Here is a 17,427-nt window from a genome sequence, read left to right on the forward strand (position 1 = left end):
GCCAGAGACAAAAGAGGCGAGATGAAGAAGAGTGGAGCGGTGTAAAGATCGAAAGAGAAGCTTGTTGTAGGAGAGGCAAAAGTCAGAGCGCCTTCCAGAACGACCAGTTTGATGAAAAAATTTCGCTCGTTTCGTTGTCATTCTCATTCATTTTCCGGAGCAATACGGGCTGACGGCTAATCGCTCGCGCAATTCATCGCCAGTTCTCTCTTATCAGTCGTAAAGCTCGGAGATCGACCGCTCATTGAGCGAAATTGCGAAGCGTATTCTTGACATTTTGGCATCTTGCCACTATAGAATGGCGGCGTTCGGAGCAATCCGGCGCGATTTGAAGAGACAATTTTCACAAACGCCTGGAAAAAAATGACTGAAAAGAAAAACGACTGCGTTTTCTCCAAAACGAGCCGTCAGTATCGGCCCTCAGTCCATTTCACCCCTCCAGCGGGATTCATGAATGATCCCAACGGCCTCATTTTTGATGGGGCGCAATATCATCTTTATTATCAGCACAACCCCGACGCGGCCTATTCGGCCAATATCTGCTGGGGTCATGCGATCAGCACCGATCTGCTGACCTGGAAAGACCAGCCGATCGCCGTGCCGGATACGATCGACGGTCAGGCGTATACGGGCTGCGCCGTGCTCGACCGCGATAACAGTTCGGGGCTTTTCCCCAATGCGCATGGCACCAATATCGCCGCGCTCTATACCCGTTCGCTGCCAACGAGGCAGAGCCAGTATCTGGCCATTAGCACCAATAACGGCCAGAGCTTCGAGGAATATCCGGGCAACCCGGTTCTGAATATCGACAGCCCGAATTTTCGCGATCCGCAGGTGCTTTATCACGAGCCGACGCGCAAATGGGTCATGGCGCTTGCCGAGGTCGAGAAGCATCAGATCGGTTTTTACGGCTCGACCGATCTGATCCACTGGACGCATCTCAGCAATTTCGGCCCTGCCGGTCTGCCGACCGTCAATTACGAATGCCCCAATCTCATCCAGATCAGGGACGAGAGCGGCGCGCTGCGCTGGGTGCTGTTTGTGTCGATCAACCCCGGCAGCCCGATGGGCGGCAGTGTCACGCAGTATTTCATCGGTGATTTCGATGGTGCGGTTTTCACGCCCTCCGATGCCATCCTGCGCCTGACCGACTTCGCCAAGGATGCTTATGCCATGCAGGTCTATAGCGGCCTGCAACCGGGTGAGGCGGTTACTCTCGCTTGGATGGGCAACTGGCAATATTGCCAGGAGCTGCCGACCCGCGACTGGCGCGGCGCCATGTCTCTGCCGCGCAGCCTGTCCCTGCGTCACGACCCCAATGGCTATGCGCGTCTGGTTCAGATGCCGGTGGGTGTCGAAAAGCTGCGTCGTACCCTGTTGTGCGAGAAAGCGGCTTATCTCCCTCAGAATACCCATCGCGACATCGCCCTGCCCGTCGGCAAGGCGATCGAACTGGTCATTCGCCTGACAGTCGACGAAGCGCGTCAGATCGACCCGACCGGGTCTGGCCCGCAATTCAATCGCTTCGAACTCGCCTTCGCCAATGATCAGGGTGAAAAACTCTCGGTCGGCTACGACGTGTCCAGCACGCAGATCTGGCTCGACCGCAGCAAGCTGCGCGGTTTCGATCATCCGTTCTATACGGGGCGTTTTGCCGCGCCGATCAACACGGCGTTTTATCCCAACACCCGCAGTCTCGATCTGCATCTCTTCCTCGATGGCTGTGCTTTCGAGGTGTTCGCCAACGAGCATCTCGAGACGGCTACGGCGCTCGTCTATCCGGCCAAGCCGCTGGATATGCTCCGCCTCACCGCCGAAGGGCTGGGTGTGACGATCGACAGCCTCGAACTTTACACGCTTGATAAGACGATGTGCCGCGAGACCCTGTAAGCCTCTTTCTCCTGCACGCTCCGCTAAGAAAGAGCGATGCGCGGTAAGTCTCTGACCGCCGCAGGAACTGGCGCCCGTTAGCGGCGTCAGCTCCTGGCGTCAGTTCCTGCGGGCAGGGGCGCCGGGCTGTGTTTCGGCTGACATGCAGCCCGGCGCTTTGTCACATTTTGCATTGCTATCGCGGCCTGAGAGAAGAGCGCTTATTTCCCTATTCTCAGCCGGACAACGGCGCTTGATTGAAATTCCATGCCCTACGCGCTAGAATGGCGAAGCAGCGACGACGTTCCTGCCTCCAGCGGAGAGTCAAGACCGGGACGGCCCGGCGGAACCCGAGTTCTGGAGGCCACCATGGCGTGGATCGCGCTTCTTCTTGCAGGTTTGAGTGAAATCGTCTGGGCCGCTGCCATGAAGCAGTCGGCGGGTTTTACCCGTTTTATGCCCAGTGTCGTGACCGTGCTCGGTATGGTCATCAGTGTGGCGTTGCTTGCCTGGGCCATGAAAACCCTTCCCCTTGGCACAGCCTATATGATCTGGACCGGTATCGGCGCGCTTGGTGCGTTCCTGATCGGGGTAGCGTTTCTCGGTGAGGCGCTCAGCCCGGCACGCGGTCTGGCGGCGCTGCTGATTCTCTCCGGTGTCGTGCTGATGAAATGGGCGACCTGACCATAGGTCGCAGGATTTCTCGCACGGCCGTCCTTGCCCGCGATGGTTGTCGAAGATCCGTTACAGTCCCTTTCCCTTCGTTCCTCGTGCGGATCGACCGTCCCTGTCATAGGAGAAGACTCACAATCTTCCAGACGGGGTCGCGCCAACCAATGACACGCCGGATCACGATATCCGCTCTTTCTCTATTCCTTTACGCATCGTGGTCCGGCGCGGCTCTGGCTCAGAGCGCTACGGTCTATAACGGGCAGGTCTATACGTCGTCCCCGACGGTCAGCGCCGTCGAAGGGGTGCCGTCACAGGGCGAGGATGCACAGCAGCGTTGCAGACGCCCTCCGCCGGGAGACCGTCCGCCACCACCACCACGAGGTGGCGACGAAGGCCCCCCGCCACCGCCCGATGGTGACGAGCGGCGTGGTCCGCCACCGGAGCCGGGCGGAAACGGCTCGCATCGTCATGGATGCCGTCCGCCGCCACCGCCCCCTTATGGCGGGCCGGAAGAGCGATGAACCGCCCCCACACAAGGCGGTTGCACCCAGTGACGGCAGCATATCGACGCCTGATACTCTGTGTCTGTCTAGGCCTGATGCTGGCGGGCTGCGCCCCGCGCACCCAGCCTGATATGGATGTCGGCGCGGGAACATCTGACGATCCGGGCCAGTCAACCGGCGCTCAGCAGGGCAGGGCCGGCGGCGGTCCTTCCGGGAGCGGCATCTGGCCCGAAATTGCCCGGACCGCCTTGCAGACGGGCATGGGTTTTTTGCATCACTGACAAAGCCCGAAGTTTGTAGACAGTTTTAATCTCGCCCCGCTCGGAGAGTCGGAGCTTTGGCGCTACACTCTCTGTGGTTTTCACTCAGAGAGATTCTCCATGCAGCTCACCATGGCCCTGACCTATATCGACAAGGCGCTCCATCTGGCCCGGGAACGCGGGGTAGGTGTCGCTGTGGCCGTCGTCGATTCAGGTGGTCACTTGGTCGCGTTCAAGAAAGATGACGGCACCCAGCTCGGCAGCATCGAGCTGGCGCTTCTCAAAGCCAGAACTTCGGCCCTGTTCCTGCGCCCTACCGAAGCGATGGAAACGGCACTCCACGCAGGGAAAACGATGATCGCTACCCTACCCAACATGCTCCCCGCAGGCGGCGGCGTGCCGATTGTCATGAATGGCACGGTCATCGGTGCACTCGGCCTAAGCGGCGGCGAAGGCGAGACAGATGCAAGGCTTGCCGAAGCGGCTGTTCTGTAGGAAGGCTGAGTTGCCGCGATAGTTCGCAGAAGAGCCGCTGAACGTTTTCGTCGGGGCCTGTCTCACCTTGCTTTCAAGCCCCCTTGGGCTCCGGCTCAACGACAGGGAGCGCATCACAGACGGCCATCCGCTACTTTCTGGATGTCGTCGAATATATCGTCCCATTCGTCAGAACCGAAATCGAATAAGCCCAGAAATTTCAGGTAGAACATGCCTTCACTTGCTATGAAGGCTACGCGCGCCCTTCTGTCTTCGGAAGATTCGGCAATAAAATTATCATATCTTTTTCTGTACCAGTCTTTGGCAGGCCCCTTATTTTGATCCTGCGCCAGCAGACCAGCAAGAACTGCACATCTTTTGCTCTCTGGTAATGCAATCAAATCCCTGGAAATCGCCACATGTGCCCGGATTCTGCCTGCCACGTCATTACAATCCTTTGCGGCAAGATCGTAGGCGGTCTCTTCGATAGAGAACCATTTCGCAACCAAAGCGGAGATTAACTCCTCTTTCGTTTTGAAGCAGGATTGCACGCCGCCTTTTGAGATGCCCGCCTCTTTCACAACCGCACCAATAGAAAAATTACCAACGCCTTGCATGGTTATTACTCTTTCCGCAGCGTCTATTACCTCGTTTCTATCTATTGTTTTTTGACGGCCCACGATTATACCTCATTAACAATTTACGATCTTAATTTTGCGCATTTTTTGTGCAATTGCGCTCGGATTGTCATGCCTCTTTCTAACAACCACTTTACAGCAGATATTCAAAAGATGGCACTGCAGTTTTATCGATAGCCCCGTGGATACAGGCTATCGCGAAAAAAACATCTAGAATTATATCAAGAAATTTGCGGAATATATATTGTATTATTATAAACAACCATCTGAAATCAGAGGGGGTTTTATTGTATATTATGGTAATTTACACGAATTTGGTGCTTTAGTATTTTTTCTCTGCTAGTGGCATCTGTGACGTGGGTCCGTCAGATCCTGATATGATCTGCCTTTGCGGTTAAGCCGACCTTGCTGCCAGACTCTGGCCTCAGCTTCGCGGCTGAGCAACAGGTCTCCTGACTGGTGAGGGGCGAACTCTCTTTGGGTGAATTATCACTCCAAGCCGTTCTGGCTGCGTCAGAAGACTGCCGACATGGTCTGGCAAAGGTCGTCTGGCGGTTCCTCGCACCCGGATTGCAGAACCTCGAACCGGGGCTCCCGGACTGACCGGGCATGGAAGAGTTGCTCATGTTTTTGAAAAAAGATCTGCCGACCGGGGGCTTTTTTTGAGGCTTAAAAGATTCGATTCTCGGGTCCGATGCTGCGATGCCTTTAGATTCATGATTGAGCGGGTATCAGTACAGTACTGGATAAACCTGTCATATTTTGAAATTAACTTCTCGTCAGAGAATAAAAAAACAAAAAACGCCTTATATTCAGTTACTTATTCTTTTTTTAGTAATCCCGCGGCTGGGAGATTTTTGCAGTCTCTCTTTCGAAGCACAGAATCGCATTGATTTCCAATACGATCGTATTTTATAAAATCTCCATAGCCAATAGTTGTCCTGCCACTGTATGTGGCAGGAGTTTTGTAAATAACAAAAGAAAATATTCGCCTAAATATAGCGTTCCCAATGAAACTATTGGAGCGCCAACTTTGGGTCTAATGTATTCGTTTACGGTTATTCGACAGCTTATTGGATGCAAAGGAAATCCACATATCTCTTTGAATTCGCGTGCGGAGAAGCGAAATGGCGTTGATAGATTGGAGCCAAACAGGCGGCGCATATACACTCAAAAATGTCGACGTTCTAGACGTTCGACCCGCGCCCACTCAAGCAAAAGACGACGTCTTTACGCGAGTTGATATCAGCGGTGGAGGCGGTTGGATTCGGATAACCGTCCCGACGCCCTCAGCGACGAAAGATCTGACGTTTGTCTTTTTCGTGAACCCGGGTGACAGCAACGGGACCGATGCTCCCATTCTCGGATACGAGTTCGTGGGCCAGACCACAACCCCGACAACCGTCAGCACCGGCTACAATTCTGCCACCGGTTTAACGACCGTGGAGGTATCAGCGCGGTCCTCCAAGGGTTTTACCACTACTTATCGTATTCTCTATATCGGAAATCCTTTCAACTTGCCGGCGAACGGAAAAACCGAAGTCCGTAACCTGACTTACGGGGAAAAGATAAGTTATAAAGGCATAATATGCTTTCTTGCGGGAAGTGAAATACGAACTCCTCAAGGCGCTGTTACAATCGAGTCGCTACGCGTCGGTGACGAGGTCTGCGTTTGGGATGTAGCCGACCAGAGAGAGGAAATCCGTCCTGTCACTTGGATAGGCAAAGGGTTTGCTTCGGTCATTCCTTCAATCCCGGATGATGAAGCAGGCTGGCCGATATGCATCTGTAAGGATGCGATTTCTGACGGCATTCCATCACAGGATCTTCACGTCACAGGCGAACACAGCATCTTTTTCGATAATCTGCTTGTCCCTGCACGTATGCTGGTTAACGGCAGGAGTATATATTTCGATAAGAGAGTAAAAGAATATGAATTCTACCATATAGAGACGCAACAACATTCTATTATCTGGGCTAACGACCTGAAAACTGAAAGCTACCTCGACACAGGTAACAGGCATGGATTCACAAGCCAGAGTGGCGGCGTCGTCGTCCCGATCAGACCTCTCAACTGGTCATCGGATGCGGTGGTACGGCTGGTGACCGATCGGGCCGTGGTCGAACCGCTCCACGCAGTACTGGCCCGACGATCTGAACGGCTCATAAAGGAAAATGTTCAGCAGTCCAACTATCTGACTGCGGATCCCGAGCTTTGCCTCGAAACTGATGCGGGTCTTATAATCTGGCCTAGCAGAAAGCGCGAAGACTATGCGATTTTTTCCATTCCATCAGGTGTAACGTCGTTAGTAATACATTCCCGGGTCTCACGGCCTTGCGATGTATTTGGACCTTACGTTGATGACAGGCGGAGGCTTGGCGTGTTGATTGGCCGGATTACGTTGTTCAGCCCGACAGAAACGACGCAAATCACCACTCACTTGAGTGAGAAATTTCTCTCTGGATGGCACGAGGGTGAGAGCCAACAGGCACGCTGGACGACGGGCTCGGCTGCGCTCCCCCTTGATAGGCAAGATTGTTCTGGAAATGCGTCCCTCGCATTGCAGATCGTCGCCGGGGGGCCGTATATCAGGCAGAGGGCACACAGCCAGAACCTGACGATTACTGCGGGGCAAATGGCGGAGAAGAAGACGGTGGATCCGTCTGTCGTAACGGGTTGCGCCCTGCCGTAATTCGCTGAGCCGTTAGGCGTCATACCCCTGATAATCAGACAGCTCTGGCGCTGCTGGAAGACATTCCGTCAGGATAGCAGCGCCAGCAGGATATCTGATTTGCCCCGCAATCGTGAGAGTTCGGCGGCTCTCGGTGCTGATCGAGGAGCATAGGCAGCTTCGTACTTCACCATCTTTGACGCGACCGATCAAACGACCTGGCTTCCTTTCTGTGGCAGCAGGCCCGCGACAAGCTTGTGTGCCCCGTGATGAGGCACATCACTCACACTCGTGTGGAGCATGCCTCTCCAGCAAGCTACCGCTCATCACGAGGATAGAGACTCCTCTGGCGCCTCAGTGTTTTCAGCGATTGTAGAATGCCTTGCGTGGACAGTATTCCAACGTTGCGTCCCGTCAGAATGGGGGGATCAGGGAGCAATGATTTAATTGCCCTCGCGGCAGTCATCAGGTCGCGGTCTGCAACGGTTACACAAGGAGAAGGCCGTTTTTGCTCCCGCTATTCGCTCTGTCGCCGGTATGTGCCGCGCACATCCACTCTCTTCACAGAATCTGCTCAGAATTCGCGGAAGTAATGCGCTATGCCATCGCCTCATGACGAAGGCGCCGGAGAAAAGTGCGATATGCAACGCTCAGGGGCGAATTGACTGAAAAATGTGCCGCGTATGATACTGCTGTGGCGCAGGTCGATGAAGCGGCATTGTCGTATCCTCGGCGGACGCTTCCGAGGCGCGGGATACAGCCTTCCTCGCTGCGGCAATCGGCTTAGCTACGCGTGAAAAAAGGATCGCGCTCAGTCTCGTCAACTTTCGCCATGTCTAAAAAATGAGTAAGATGAAGGTCCACCAGTGAGCGCCCAAAGGCGATCCGATGGACGAAGCTCTCAAGGCGTCCCGGTTCGTTAATAGCGAAGGCGGCTCCAATTGATAAAGCTAGCCACTGACATCTGTTCGGATGGTGAGCCGATTTCTTGCCGTGCCAACCTATCTTCAGTCGCAGAGAGTGCGCGCTATATCTCTGAGCAGTATCTGGCCTCCACAGGCGCCACTGGCTGACCCCGCCAGGAGGCTTGCTGCTGAGACAGCTTTCACAAAAGTCGGACGCGGCTCCTGCAATTCACGAAGCCTTATAAAAACAAGATCAAAATGCCTAACCTGACATCGATATTATTGAGGGCTCGCAAAGCGCGATACACGCTAAGCCACTAATAAATGGAAATATTCGATGATAGTGGCGGACCCGAAAGGAAAGCTATTTTTCAATTAAAACAATAAGATACTATGTCTAACTTGCTCAGGAGGACGAGAGAAAATCAAAGGGTTAGCCAAGCCATTGTCTAACCCTTTTGAGCAGGCGTCTAGCCGTCAAGCCGTCAGAGCAAGCCGGGCGATCATGCCCGATCGCGTCTCGTTTTCTTCCCTGGCACGCCTGTCCAGGCGAGCCAGAATGCGGCGGGGCAGGGTGATATTGATCCGCTCGGCCGACTCATCGAAGAGCGCCGGATTGACGGCTGCAAAGCCCCAGATCCAGCCCGGCCCGCTCCACTCGCTATCAGCCCTAAGCTGGTCGAGCGGGGAAGGGCGCGGTACGCTCTGGCCGTTTTCGATGGCGTCCTCAATCCATAGCGTGATGGCCTCCGCAGCGCCGCTCACGGCCTCATCGAAGGTATCGCACGCCGAGAAACAGCCGGGCAGATCAGGCACGATCACGCCGAACGCCTGGGTTTCCGAGCCTGTCTCGATAACGATTGGGTAGTTCACTGGTCTCCTCCGTTGCCGGGCTATTTCAGCCCGGCTGTCCGGCTCGACTATAAGCAGCCGCTCAAACTGGTCCCGCTTGATGAGTCGGCAGTGCAGATCACATTTTGCCGTTGAGCTTTCATGCCAATTTTTGCATCGACATTATCGGTGCAGTGGTGGATCTATCAGAGTAAGAAACATATTTTGACTTATCGTAGGTAATTTTCAGGTCTTCTACATTATATTTTCCGGTGACATCTGATGAACTTCCTGTGCCATTCGTGCTTTCGACGCCTATATAAGAGCCATTCAAGTACCAATTATTCAAGTTCTCGATCTCGGAATATTGTGGATACAAACCAACTATAGCTTTAATGGCGGCCATTAAGCCCTGATTAAGATTAATCGTTGTTGAGTACATCACGCCGTCATTAGACGGAAGCGTGGGGTTTATGTAGTCAGCCTGAGATCCGGAGAAATTATAAATTGAACCGCCAAGAGATTTAGGTAAACTGATATATGCTTGCGGCTGTCCGACCGAATCGATTGATACGAACTGCAGAAAAATACCAAAATTTAGATTATTACTATGATAATTTATGGTGAAGTTGATGCCTGCCTGATAAGATCCCGTGTTTCCGTGATAGTCACTTATTCCCTGATTGAAAGAAGCTGTGATCTGGTGACTAAACGAGTACTGATTATCGACAGAACCTAAAGTGGAGAGCTGGACATCGAGGAGGTTTCCACCTTGAGCTGCCATTTGGTAGACATAATGTCCGTTCTTGGGGTCACGGAAAACATTATAATCAGTTTTTCCTGCCATGGAATTCGCTGACCCTTGCGTCCAGTGCCCTATGGAATTGCCGTACTTTTTGTCCCAGACTTGGGATGAAGTCCCGGCCTCAGGATTGAGTGCCGACTGCCCTCGCCATTGGATGACGCCCCAGTCAGGAGAGGATCCTCCATTAAGCGTGGAGTGCTTGTCACTATACTGAATCTGCCCATTCACAACCCCTTGCGTATTCATCGCGAGATTGGGACCATCAAGGCTCGGATCTGAGAAGATACTGCTCACGGTCGTTGCAAAATGGTTATTTCTCAGATCGTTCAGGCTTTTTCCATTTGCAAGCTCGGTTTGATAGCTGGATATCTCGGTTTGGGTAAGTGCACGACCCAGAACGGTCGCCCCGACATTCTGAAGCACGTCATGCGCTTCTGGGCAGTAAGCAAGATCCTGACGGGCCTGGCTGATACTATAATTTCCAGCCCCAATCGCATTAGCCGTGCCATCACGCCACGCCTGATTATACTCGGGCATGTAGGGGTGACCCATAATAGACGGGATCAGATTTTGGAGGGTATCCAGAGCTTCTGGGCAGTGAGCAAGATCCTGACGGGCCTGGCTGATACTATAATTTCCAGCCCCAATCGCATTGGCCGTGCCATCACGCCACGCCTGATTATACTCGGGCATGTAGGGGTGACCCATAATAGACGGGATCAGATTTTGGAGGGTATCCAGAGCTTCTGGGCAGTGAGCAAGATCCTGCCGGGCCTGGCTGATACTATAATTTCCAGCCCCAATCGCATTGGCCGTGCCATCAAGCCACGCCTGATTATACTCGGGCATGTAGGGGTGACCCATAATAGACGGGATCATGTTTTGGAGGGTATCCAGAGCTTCTGGGCAGTGAGCAAGATCCTGCCGGGCCTGGCTGATACTATAATTTCCAGCCTCAATCGCATTGGCCGTGCCATCAAGCCACGCCTGATTATACTCGGGTATGTAGGGGTGACCCATAATAGACGGGATCAGGTTTTGGAGTTGGTTTTTTACGTCGTCGCTACGAGCTTCGGTTGTTGAAAAAAGAGTAAAAATTCGTTGCTCGCCAATAAGCATAGCGTCCTCAGAACGAGCTATCGGCTTGGCAACGTCACTGCTTAGCATGGTCACAGGATTGGAGGCTTCAGAATTTGGAGCTTGGTCTTTTATAACGGGTGTTGTCACTCGGCTAACACCGGCGAGTGTGCTCGTCTTCAGCGCGGTGTCGTCAGTCAGAAATTGCATCTTCGGCAGATTTGTCACCTTGTCTACGGGCGACGCCTGGATCGCTGCAATTTTATGCGCGAGTTGCTGGTCTGTCTGCCTGCCAGACTGAGGTAGCACGTCTATTGCTTCCTGCGCAGCAGTGAGCGTGGTTTCTTGATTACTGATCGCGTAGGACTGTCTCGACATCTGTGCGGTGAGCATCTTGACATCGCTACTCTGTGCCAGATGCGCGACCAGCTGTTTCTCGACGCGCCCACTTCCCTGTTTGGGCAAAAGCCCTCCCTGATCTTTCGTAGAAGTTGCAGCAGGAATCGCGGTTGCGTTGGCATTATAGCCTGATATAGCGCCCCCGGCGGGACTGATGAGATCATCCTTTCCTGTAGACGCAGTCAGAATGTCAGCATGACGGGATGCAAGAAAAAATTGATATTCGGACATAAAAACGCCCCCCAAAATTATCTATGCAATAGAAATTTATTGGTTATAATGTGGTCAAATAACCTTTTCGTTATTTCTATTAATAATAGAACTTAAACATAGGTAATTTTAGATAAAATCTAATTTTATTTGATGCATGGAGCAAGTTCCTATATTTTCCTCCTTGTCACAATTTGTAGAATCGCATTTTTTACGTTACTTCTCACACGCTCGTACCTGATCACGCAGGCCGATATAGTCGCCGATCCAGCGGATTGTCTGGGACTGCGGGTTAGCCTGGATCTATGCAGCGAGCGCCGCCTGGTCTGCCGTCGAGTAGGGCACGAGGGCCGGGCACGGCACATAGTGCATCGGTGAGCAGCCGGTGAGCCCCATGAGGGCCACGAGAACGAGCCGCCTCATGCCGATCCATCCCTGAGCCGCTGCAATACGGCCTCCGCCGTTGCTGGCTTGTCTGCCTGAGCCTGGGCCATGGCTTGCGCCTTGAGCGTCGTGGCATCGGCTTCGGCTTTTGCTGCCTCTGACGTCTTTACAGACGCCGCATTCTTTCCGGCCCGGTTGGCATACCAGACCAGGGCGCCCAGGGCCGCGACGACGAACGTCCCGGCCCCCGCGATGAGATCGGCCGTCATGGCTTGTGGTCATCCGCGTTCGCCGCGTGCTTGTCATTCATCGCGAGCCGGTTGACCAGAAGATAGATCGGCAGCCATCTCGAATTCGACGCCGGGCGCCGCCAGAACCGGGCCACGATGGCGCAAAGCGCGATGAGGAACGTCCCGATCGCCGTCAGATCACCGGCGATTTCTGCCGGGATGAACGGGAGAACAGACGCGTAAAACTGTTGCCAGTCCAGATCCATGGTGGCGGTTCCTTATGCTCGATTTTGTGAGGGATGGCTTGTCAGGCGGCGAAAGCCACACCGGGGATTTGCTGACCGGAATAAACCGCCAGCTCCAGCCGTCTGCGCCGCTGCAGGCCGGGCAATACAGTGAGCCGCCCTTTGACGGTCGCCTTGTCCCAGCGCAGGAGCTGCTGTCCCGCCTCGGCATATCGACCTTGATTCAGGAGGCTCAGAAGCGTCGACCCGCGCATGGCGCTGCTGCCCACATTGAATTGCCAGGATAGAAGCGCGCCTTCCTGCCACGGCTGGAGCGGCACCGAGGCTGCATCGAGCAGTGTCGTGCGCAGACCCGAGAGGGTCTGCCGAGCCAGCACCACGGCTTCGGCTTCGGTAATCGGTTTCGTTCTGGCCGTGACGGGCGTGCCGTCAGCCAGAAAGCGGTTGCCTATGCCGATGGTCCAGTAACCGGCGGGGCAAAGATAGGGCGCAAGGCGCAGCCCCTCGATATCGTCCCGGCGCATGAACGCCAGGGCGATTTCCAGTGAACTGGTCATCAATCATGTCTCTAAAACGAAAAAAGCCGCCCGGATGGGCGGCTTAGGTGCTGCGTCTAGTTGAGAATATTGTCGGCATTCGCCGTCTTTATTGCCGTTTCGATAACCATGTGTATTTTCTGAAAGCGGACGCAGTTCCGTGTCGGCTATTCAGTTTAACCTGAGTCTGCAACAGCGACGTTTCAGAACTTAGGGCTAGCGATCTACGATATCGATTGATATGGTTCCTAATATTGGGTCGAAATATACCCCGTCCCGGTTTGATGTACATTGGATCGAGTTCCATATTCATAGTCAAAAACGAAAGTATGATTTAAATATGACGACAAGACCGTCCGCATCTATCTCAAAGATTACATTCTCTGGTGGTCAGGAGTTTTATTTCGAACCAAAAGAAAAAATTATTCTCGTTGGTCCGAATAACAGCGGTAAGTCGCAAACCCTACGAGAAATTATTGCAGTTTGTCAAAATGGGGATCAAGCTCGCCCCTTTGTCCTAAAGAAAGTGGAAATTTTAAAATCAGGAACAAGTAATGATCTGAAGAATTTCCTAGAAAAAAATGCATCATACCGCGATGGTATATACAGTTACAAAAACTGGCAAATGGATTTTCGAGTATTAAACATGTGGGATATGTCTCCTTCTCTGCAGAGTGGTCTCTCTGATGGATATATCAAGAATATTGATGCTAATGGGCGACTGCAAATATGCATGCAACAAAAAAGCATTGGCCCAAATGACCAAATATCGAAACCACAGCACGTCTTGTATGATAATTCAGCACTAATGGAGAAAGTCAGCTATCTTTTCCATCAAGCGTTCGGGCAGGATATCATGTTCGATTTCAGAGGAGGCTCGGTAATACCAATCCATGTAGGCAAGCTACCCGACTCAAGCTTGATCGATCGTGTAGGAGACGCATACGTTGCAGCTGTGCGCGCCAACCCGCTTTTGGATCGACAAGGCGATGGTATGAAGAGCTATGCGGGCATTTTATTTGAAACTATCGTTGCGGATCTCGATATCAATTTGCTTGATGAGCCTGAAGCATTTTTGCACCCACCTCAGATGCGTCGTCTTGGAGAAACCTTAGCCTCAGAAGTTAGTGGACAATTGATTGTAGCCACACATAGCAGCGACATCATGCGGGGCTTCCTGGAAGGGACGAAAGGCAATGTTCGTGTTCTGAGGATTCGGCGTGAGGGGCTACAGAACCTCGTCTCAGAAGCTGAACCTGCCGTGATACAGGAGTTGTGGGCAAGACCTGAGCTAAGATATTCAAACGCTCTTGAAGGCGTATTTCATGAAGAAACAATCATTTGTGAAGATGATAGCGATTGCCGTGTGTTCAATGCAGTGGCGGACTATCTATCTGCAAAAGATGATAAATTATGGAAAGATACTGCTTATGTGCCAACGGGCGGCAAGCACGGTGTCAAAAAAGTTGCAGAAGTTCTTAGGAATATTGGCGTCCCTATCAAAGTCGTGTTCGATATAGATTTCCTGTCTGAGAAAAACGTTGTGAGAGACACTGTTCAGGCGTTCGGTGGAAACTGGGAGGAAATTGAACCACTATGGACGCGTGTCGATGCTGCCGTCAGGCGTGGAACGAAACCCAAGTCTGTTGATGAAATAAAAAGAGAGCTAATTTCTCTTATCCAAAATTGTAAAGAAGAGAGATTGCCTCGTGGTGAAATTACCGAAGCGATGAAGCAAACTTCATCATGGAATCTCATTAAAAAAATTGGGAAAGATGCAATTCCAAATGGAGAGGCACAGTCTCAATACGAAACTCTAAAATGCCGATTGGAAGACATAGGCATTTATTTGGTGCCTGTAGGTGAAATTGAAAACTTCTGTCGAAATCTAGGAAATCACGGCCCTAAATTCGTTAATAAATTGCTTACTGAAGTTCCGCTCGATGATGTTAGGCTCGAGTCTCTGAGACAATTCGTCTCCTTCGTTCACAAAGGCAAGCATGCGCCTTTATCGGGTGATGTAACGAAACCTGAAAGAAATGAAGATGATACATAAGAAAACGGATTTTTTATGCACATCTAATTTTGTTTGTATATAACTTATAATATAATTTATGGTATATTGAGTATATTATTTCCATATTAATTGATGCGTATTTAATTTCCTGAGGCCAGACAGCAGTTAAGGCAGATTAGCACGATGAAATGCGTAGTTGTTACAGATCTCATATGAATGGCCATTTTGGGTCTAGGTCTGCTCGAAAGCGGACTTACAGCTCTCCACCCATTTCAGCCTAGCTGGTTGTTTCTGGCGTCCCTTTACCAAGGGCTTCTCGCAACAGAACATTCTGCGCTCGCAGCTCTTCGATCAGCTCGAGATTAACCTTCTCCCGTGCCTCCAGATTATCCACACGGGCATTCAGCCGGTCGATTTCCTCCTGCTGCGACGCGATGGTGGCCTTCGAGCTCGATGCCCCGAAGCCGATCAGCCAGGGGATGGTGAAGAGCAGCCCGCCGATCACCGCGGCCCACCAGGGCTGCGGGGTAAGGTTCTCAGGCATTGCCCATTCTCCCCAACGCTGCCCGGATATTGAGCAGGGCAAGCGCGCCATAGGTCGCGATCGCAGGCACAAGCGCGCTCGGGGCGATCAGTCCGAAAGCGATGAATGCCCAGGCCGTGAAAGCCGCAATCGCCGAGGCGCGACGCAGGGCGAGATGATTGCACAGCGCCCCCACGATCTGTGCACCGCCCGTCAGCCAGGCCAGCAGGGCATAGACAAGCGTTGGATCGTCGGCGCGGGGCAGAATGGCGAGAAGCTGCCCTATGCCCGGCCATGTCACATCCGTCTGCGGTAGTGCCAGGAGCAGGCAGGCCCAAAGGGCGAGCGCGCTTCCGAGGCAGAATTCCTGCATACGCATGGTGTTATCCTCCTGTTCGTTCAGACTGAAAGCCATGTGAGGGCGGCATCGGCCATGAGAGGCGTGAGAGTGAAATCCTGACGATTCCTGCTGAGCGGCACAGTCGTGATCACGGCCTTGATCATTTCGCCCTGGCTGAGATGGACGGCCAGTGCGTTGACGGTGATCGTTATGGGAGCATTCCTGTCCACGCGGATACGTCTCTGCTCCGCCGTATAGAGCGAGGTCGATCCGCCCGAATCAAATCGATACAGGCTGCAGATGATCTGTAAGAAACTCCAGTCTCCATCCCTGATACCGCCCCAGTCCTTGAGCTGGAACGTGGCGGCAAATTCCACCTGCAGCGTGATGCCGCTGACGCGGATATCCTGGCTGGCAACGTTCCAGCGCTGATCGCCCAGCTCGGCACCGGGGATCGATGCGCGGCCCTGTGTGACGGGCGGGGTGATCGCTTCCACGGGTATGTCGGAATAGACATAGACCAGCCCTGTGAAGTTGAGCCGGTCCTGCCGATCGAACGTGTTGCCCAGCACCTGATCGCGCGAGATCGTGGCAGGCTGGCCATGCGTCAGGCGACCGATGCCCCATTCGGCCTGGGTGCCGTCATCGGCGAAATAATACACGTCACCATCGGCAAAGGCGCCGCTCCAGCCGCGTCGACCGGGCGGCGCCCCGCTCAGGGCAAAAGGGCCTGTGCCGGGGTTGTTGGACCGCTCAAGCACGAACGGGGCGAATTTTGGCATCAGAGACGCTCCTTGACGGTCATGGTCGTGGCCCGCCGATCGGCAGCGCCGGCCGGGCAGGTGATGTCACCCGGTGTCAGGCGCCCGAAGATCATCGCGCTGTTGCGATCGGGGGCGGAAAGATCGGGCACGAAAAGGATGTTTCGCCCCGTCGCGGCCGTGTTCTCGATGCTGCGGATCTTCGGCAGCTCGGCGATGCCCAGAGACTGGTGATCGATCGCGATCGCGCGCTGGCGATAGCGCAAAGTCGGATATTCCACCCCGGAGAGGCTGGTGGCCTCGTCTATGGTGGCCTCGTCTATGGTGGCCTGCTGGCTCTCATTGCCCTGCCAGCTCATATTGCGCTCGGGCTGCCAGAGCGGCCCGAGATAGGCGAGCGGGAAAGACAGGAAGCCGTCAGGATTATCCTGATCGCTGATCGAGATATCGAGCTGCGTAATTGTCTGGTCGTTCGGAAACACAACGAGGAACTGGCCCGAGACGGTTTGCGTCTGCTGCCCGCCCGAGGCGTAAACGACACCCGCCCCGTTGCGGGCAACGAGGGAATATCGCGCTCCCGCCGTGAGATTGGTACGGTGAAATGAAAAGCCCCGGCACAGGATCGGCCGGGGCAGATGCGCGATGAGATAGGCTTCCTTTCCCGGCACGCGCCAGGCGGTCGAAGGCGCCCCCTGATCGTTTTGCAGATTGATCAGGGGCAGTTCAGCCACCTGCGCATTGCCCTCCAGCCGCGCCTCCATGAGCGCGTTCTCTGCGCCGAATGCGCAGGTCCAGGCCTCGGCCATGGCCGTTCCTTTCGAGTTTTCTGGTTTGTGAGAGATCGGGCCGATTCAGCGATCGGGCCTGGTCTTTTCCGCTTTGGGGAGGCGTGGATGCAAAAGTGGCCCAGCCGCTGCCAATTCCGTTAAAACGGCGGGCCACTTTGCCAGCAATGATGTCACGACATTCCTGCGTGGCATCATCGAAGCTCTATGAGCCCTTGCCTGACCATTTTGTCGGTCGGGCAAGGGCTCGAATGGCGTTTATGCATCGCGCCAAAAGTGGTTTAGCGCAGC

Annotated in this window: 17 protein-coding genes; 7 read left to right on the plus strand and 10 right to left on the minus strand. The window is 53.6% G+C overall.

The window, feature by feature from the left end; genetic code table 11:
• Nucleotides 1-450: 450 nt before the first annotated feature.
• The 5 genes from ABHV46_RS13140 to ABHV46_RS13160 all read left to right on the plus strand — a co-directional run bounded on the left by ABHV46_RS13140 (nt 451) and on the right by ABHV46_RS13160 (nt 3,799).
• Nucleotides 451-1,890 carry a glycoside hydrolase family 32 protein gene (locus ABHV46_RS13140; protein ID WP_438381813.1) on the plus strand — a complete coding sequence of 480 codons (1,440 nt, stop codon included), beginning with the start codon at nt 451-453 and terminating at the stop codon, nt 1,888-1,890.
• Nucleotides 1,891-2,238: 348 nt separating this feature from the next.
• Entirely contained in the window at nt 2,239-2,553 is a 315-nt protein-coding gene (locus ABHV46_RS13145) for a DMT family transporter (protein WP_438381814.1), read from the plus strand.
• Nucleotides 2,554-2,705: 152 nt separating this feature from the next.
• Complete coding sequence (locus ABHV46_RS13150) at nt 2,706-3,062, plus strand: hypothetical protein (protein ID WP_438381815.1); 357 nt, start codon at nt 2,706-2,708, stop codon at nt 3,060-3,062.
• Nucleotides 3,059-3,325, plus strand: a complete 267-nt coding sequence (locus ABHV46_RS13155) for a hypothetical protein (protein WP_438381817.1) — start codon at nt 3,059-3,061, stop codon at nt 3,323-3,325. The genes ABHV46_RS13150 and ABHV46_RS13155 overlap by 4 nt, the downstream gene beginning before the upstream one ends.
• 99 nt (nt 3,326-3,424) lie before the next feature.
• Nucleotides 3,425-3,799, plus strand: a complete 375-nt coding sequence (locus tag ABHV46_RS13160) for a GlcG/HbpS family heme-binding protein (protein ID WP_438381818.1) — start codon at nt 3,425-3,427, stop codon at nt 3,797-3,799.
• 113 nt (nt 3,800-3,912) lie between these two features.
• Here the strand turns inward: ABHV46_RS13160 and ABHV46_RS13165 are convergent, their stop codons facing one another.
• Nucleotides 3,913-4,458 carry a TetR/AcrR family transcriptional regulator gene (locus tag ABHV46_RS13165; RefSeq protein ID WP_438381819.1) on the minus strand — a complete coding sequence of 182 codons (546 nt, stop codon included), beginning with the start codon at nt 4,456-4,458 and terminating at the stop codon, nt 3,913-3,915.
• Nucleotides 4,459-5,543: 1,085 nt separating this feature from the next.
• On the opposite strand from ABHV46_RS13165, the gene ABHV46_RS13170 reads away from it, so the two are divergent.
• Complete coding sequence (locus ABHV46_RS13170) at nt 5,544-7,109, plus strand: Hint domain-containing protein (RefSeq protein WP_438381820.1); 1,566 nt, start codon at nt 5,544-5,546, stop codon at nt 7,107-7,109.
• A 1,361-nt stretch (nt 7,110-8,470) separates the two neighbouring features.
• Here ABHV46_RS13170 and ABHV46_RS13175 read toward each other — a convergent pair.
• The 5 genes from ABHV46_RS13175 to ABHV46_RS13195 form a co-directional block, all read right to left on the minus strand.
• The gene (locus tag ABHV46_RS13175; protein ID WP_438381821.1) at nt 8,471-8,866 is read right to left on the minus strand and encodes a type II toxin-antitoxin system HicB family antitoxin; all 396 of its coding nucleotides are present in this window, start codon (nt 8,864-8,866) and stop codon (nt 8,471-8,473) included.
• A gap of 118 nt (nt 8,867-8,984) precedes the next feature.
• Nucleotides 8,985-11,336: a hypothetical protein gene (locus tag ABHV46_RS13180; RefSeq protein ID WP_438381822.1), complete on the minus strand. Its 2,352-nt coding sequence runs from the start codon at nt 11,334-11,336 to the stop codon at nt 8,985-8,987.
• Nucleotides 11,337-11,734: 398 nt separating this feature from the next.
• Entirely contained in the window at nt 11,735-11,968 is a 234-nt protein-coding gene (locus ABHV46_RS13185; RefSeq protein WP_438381823.1) for a hypothetical protein, read from the minus strand.
• Nucleotides 11,965-12,195 carry a hypothetical protein gene (locus ABHV46_RS13190; protein ID WP_438381824.1) on the minus strand — a complete coding sequence of 77 codons (231 nt, stop codon included), beginning with the start codon at nt 12,193-12,195 and terminating at the stop codon, nt 11,965-11,967. Before ABHV46_RS13190 ends, ABHV46_RS13185 begins: the two co-directional genes overlap by 4 nt.
• Nucleotides 12,196-12,236: 41 nt before the next feature.
• Nucleotides 12,237-12,731 (minus strand): lysozyme, encoded by a 495-nt coding sequence (locus tag ABHV46_RS13195; RefSeq protein ID WP_438381825.1) that lies wholly within the window; start codon nt 12,729-12,731, stop codon nt 12,237-12,239.
• Nucleotides 12,732-13,050: 319 nt separating this feature from the next.
• Here ABHV46_RS13195 and ABHV46_RS13200 point away from each other — a divergent pair, with 319 nt between their 5' ends.
• Nucleotides 13,051-14,766 (plus strand): ATP-dependent nuclease, encoded by a 1,716-nt coding sequence (locus ABHV46_RS13200; protein ID WP_438381827.1) that lies wholly within the window; start codon nt 13,051-13,053, stop codon nt 14,764-14,766.
• Between the two features lie 238 nt (nt 14,767-15,004).
• Here ABHV46_RS13200 and ABHV46_RS13205 read toward each other — a convergent pair whose 3' ends face one another.
• Genes ABHV46_RS13205 through ABHV46_RS13220 form a run of 4 tightly spaced genes read right to left on the minus strand, consistent with a single transcriptional unit; the run spans nt 15,005 to nt 17,157 of the window.
• Nucleotides 15,005-15,271, minus strand: a complete 267-nt coding sequence (locus tag ABHV46_RS13205) for a hypothetical protein (RefSeq protein ID WP_438381828.1) — start codon at nt 15,269-15,271, stop codon at nt 15,005-15,007.
• Nucleotides 15,264-15,629, minus strand: coding sequence for a hypothetical protein (locus ABHV46_RS13210; RefSeq protein WP_438381829.1), 366 nt, complete (start codon nt 15,627-15,629; stop codon nt 15,264-15,266). The genes ABHV46_RS13205 and ABHV46_RS13210 overlap by 8 nt, the downstream gene beginning before the upstream one ends.
• A 20-nt stretch (nt 15,630-15,649) precedes the next feature.
• The gene (locus ABHV46_RS13215) at nt 15,650-16,372 is read right to left on the minus strand and encodes a hypothetical protein (RefSeq protein WP_438381830.1); all 723 of its coding nucleotides are present in this window, start codon (nt 16,370-16,372) and stop codon (nt 15,650-15,652) included.
• Nucleotides 16,372-17,157 (minus strand): hypothetical protein, encoded by a 786-nt coding sequence (locus ABHV46_RS13220; protein WP_438381831.1) that lies wholly within the window; start codon nt 17,155-17,157, stop codon nt 16,372-16,374. Before ABHV46_RS13220 ends, ABHV46_RS13215 begins: the two co-directional genes overlap by 1 nt.
• Nucleotides 17,158-17,427 lie beyond the last annotated feature (270 nt).

Source organism: Asaia sp. BMEF1 (genome assembly GCF_051628905.1).
In the GTDB taxonomy this organism is placed as follows: domain Bacteria; phylum Pseudomonadota; class Alphaproteobacteria; order Acetobacterales; family Acetobacteraceae; genus Asaia.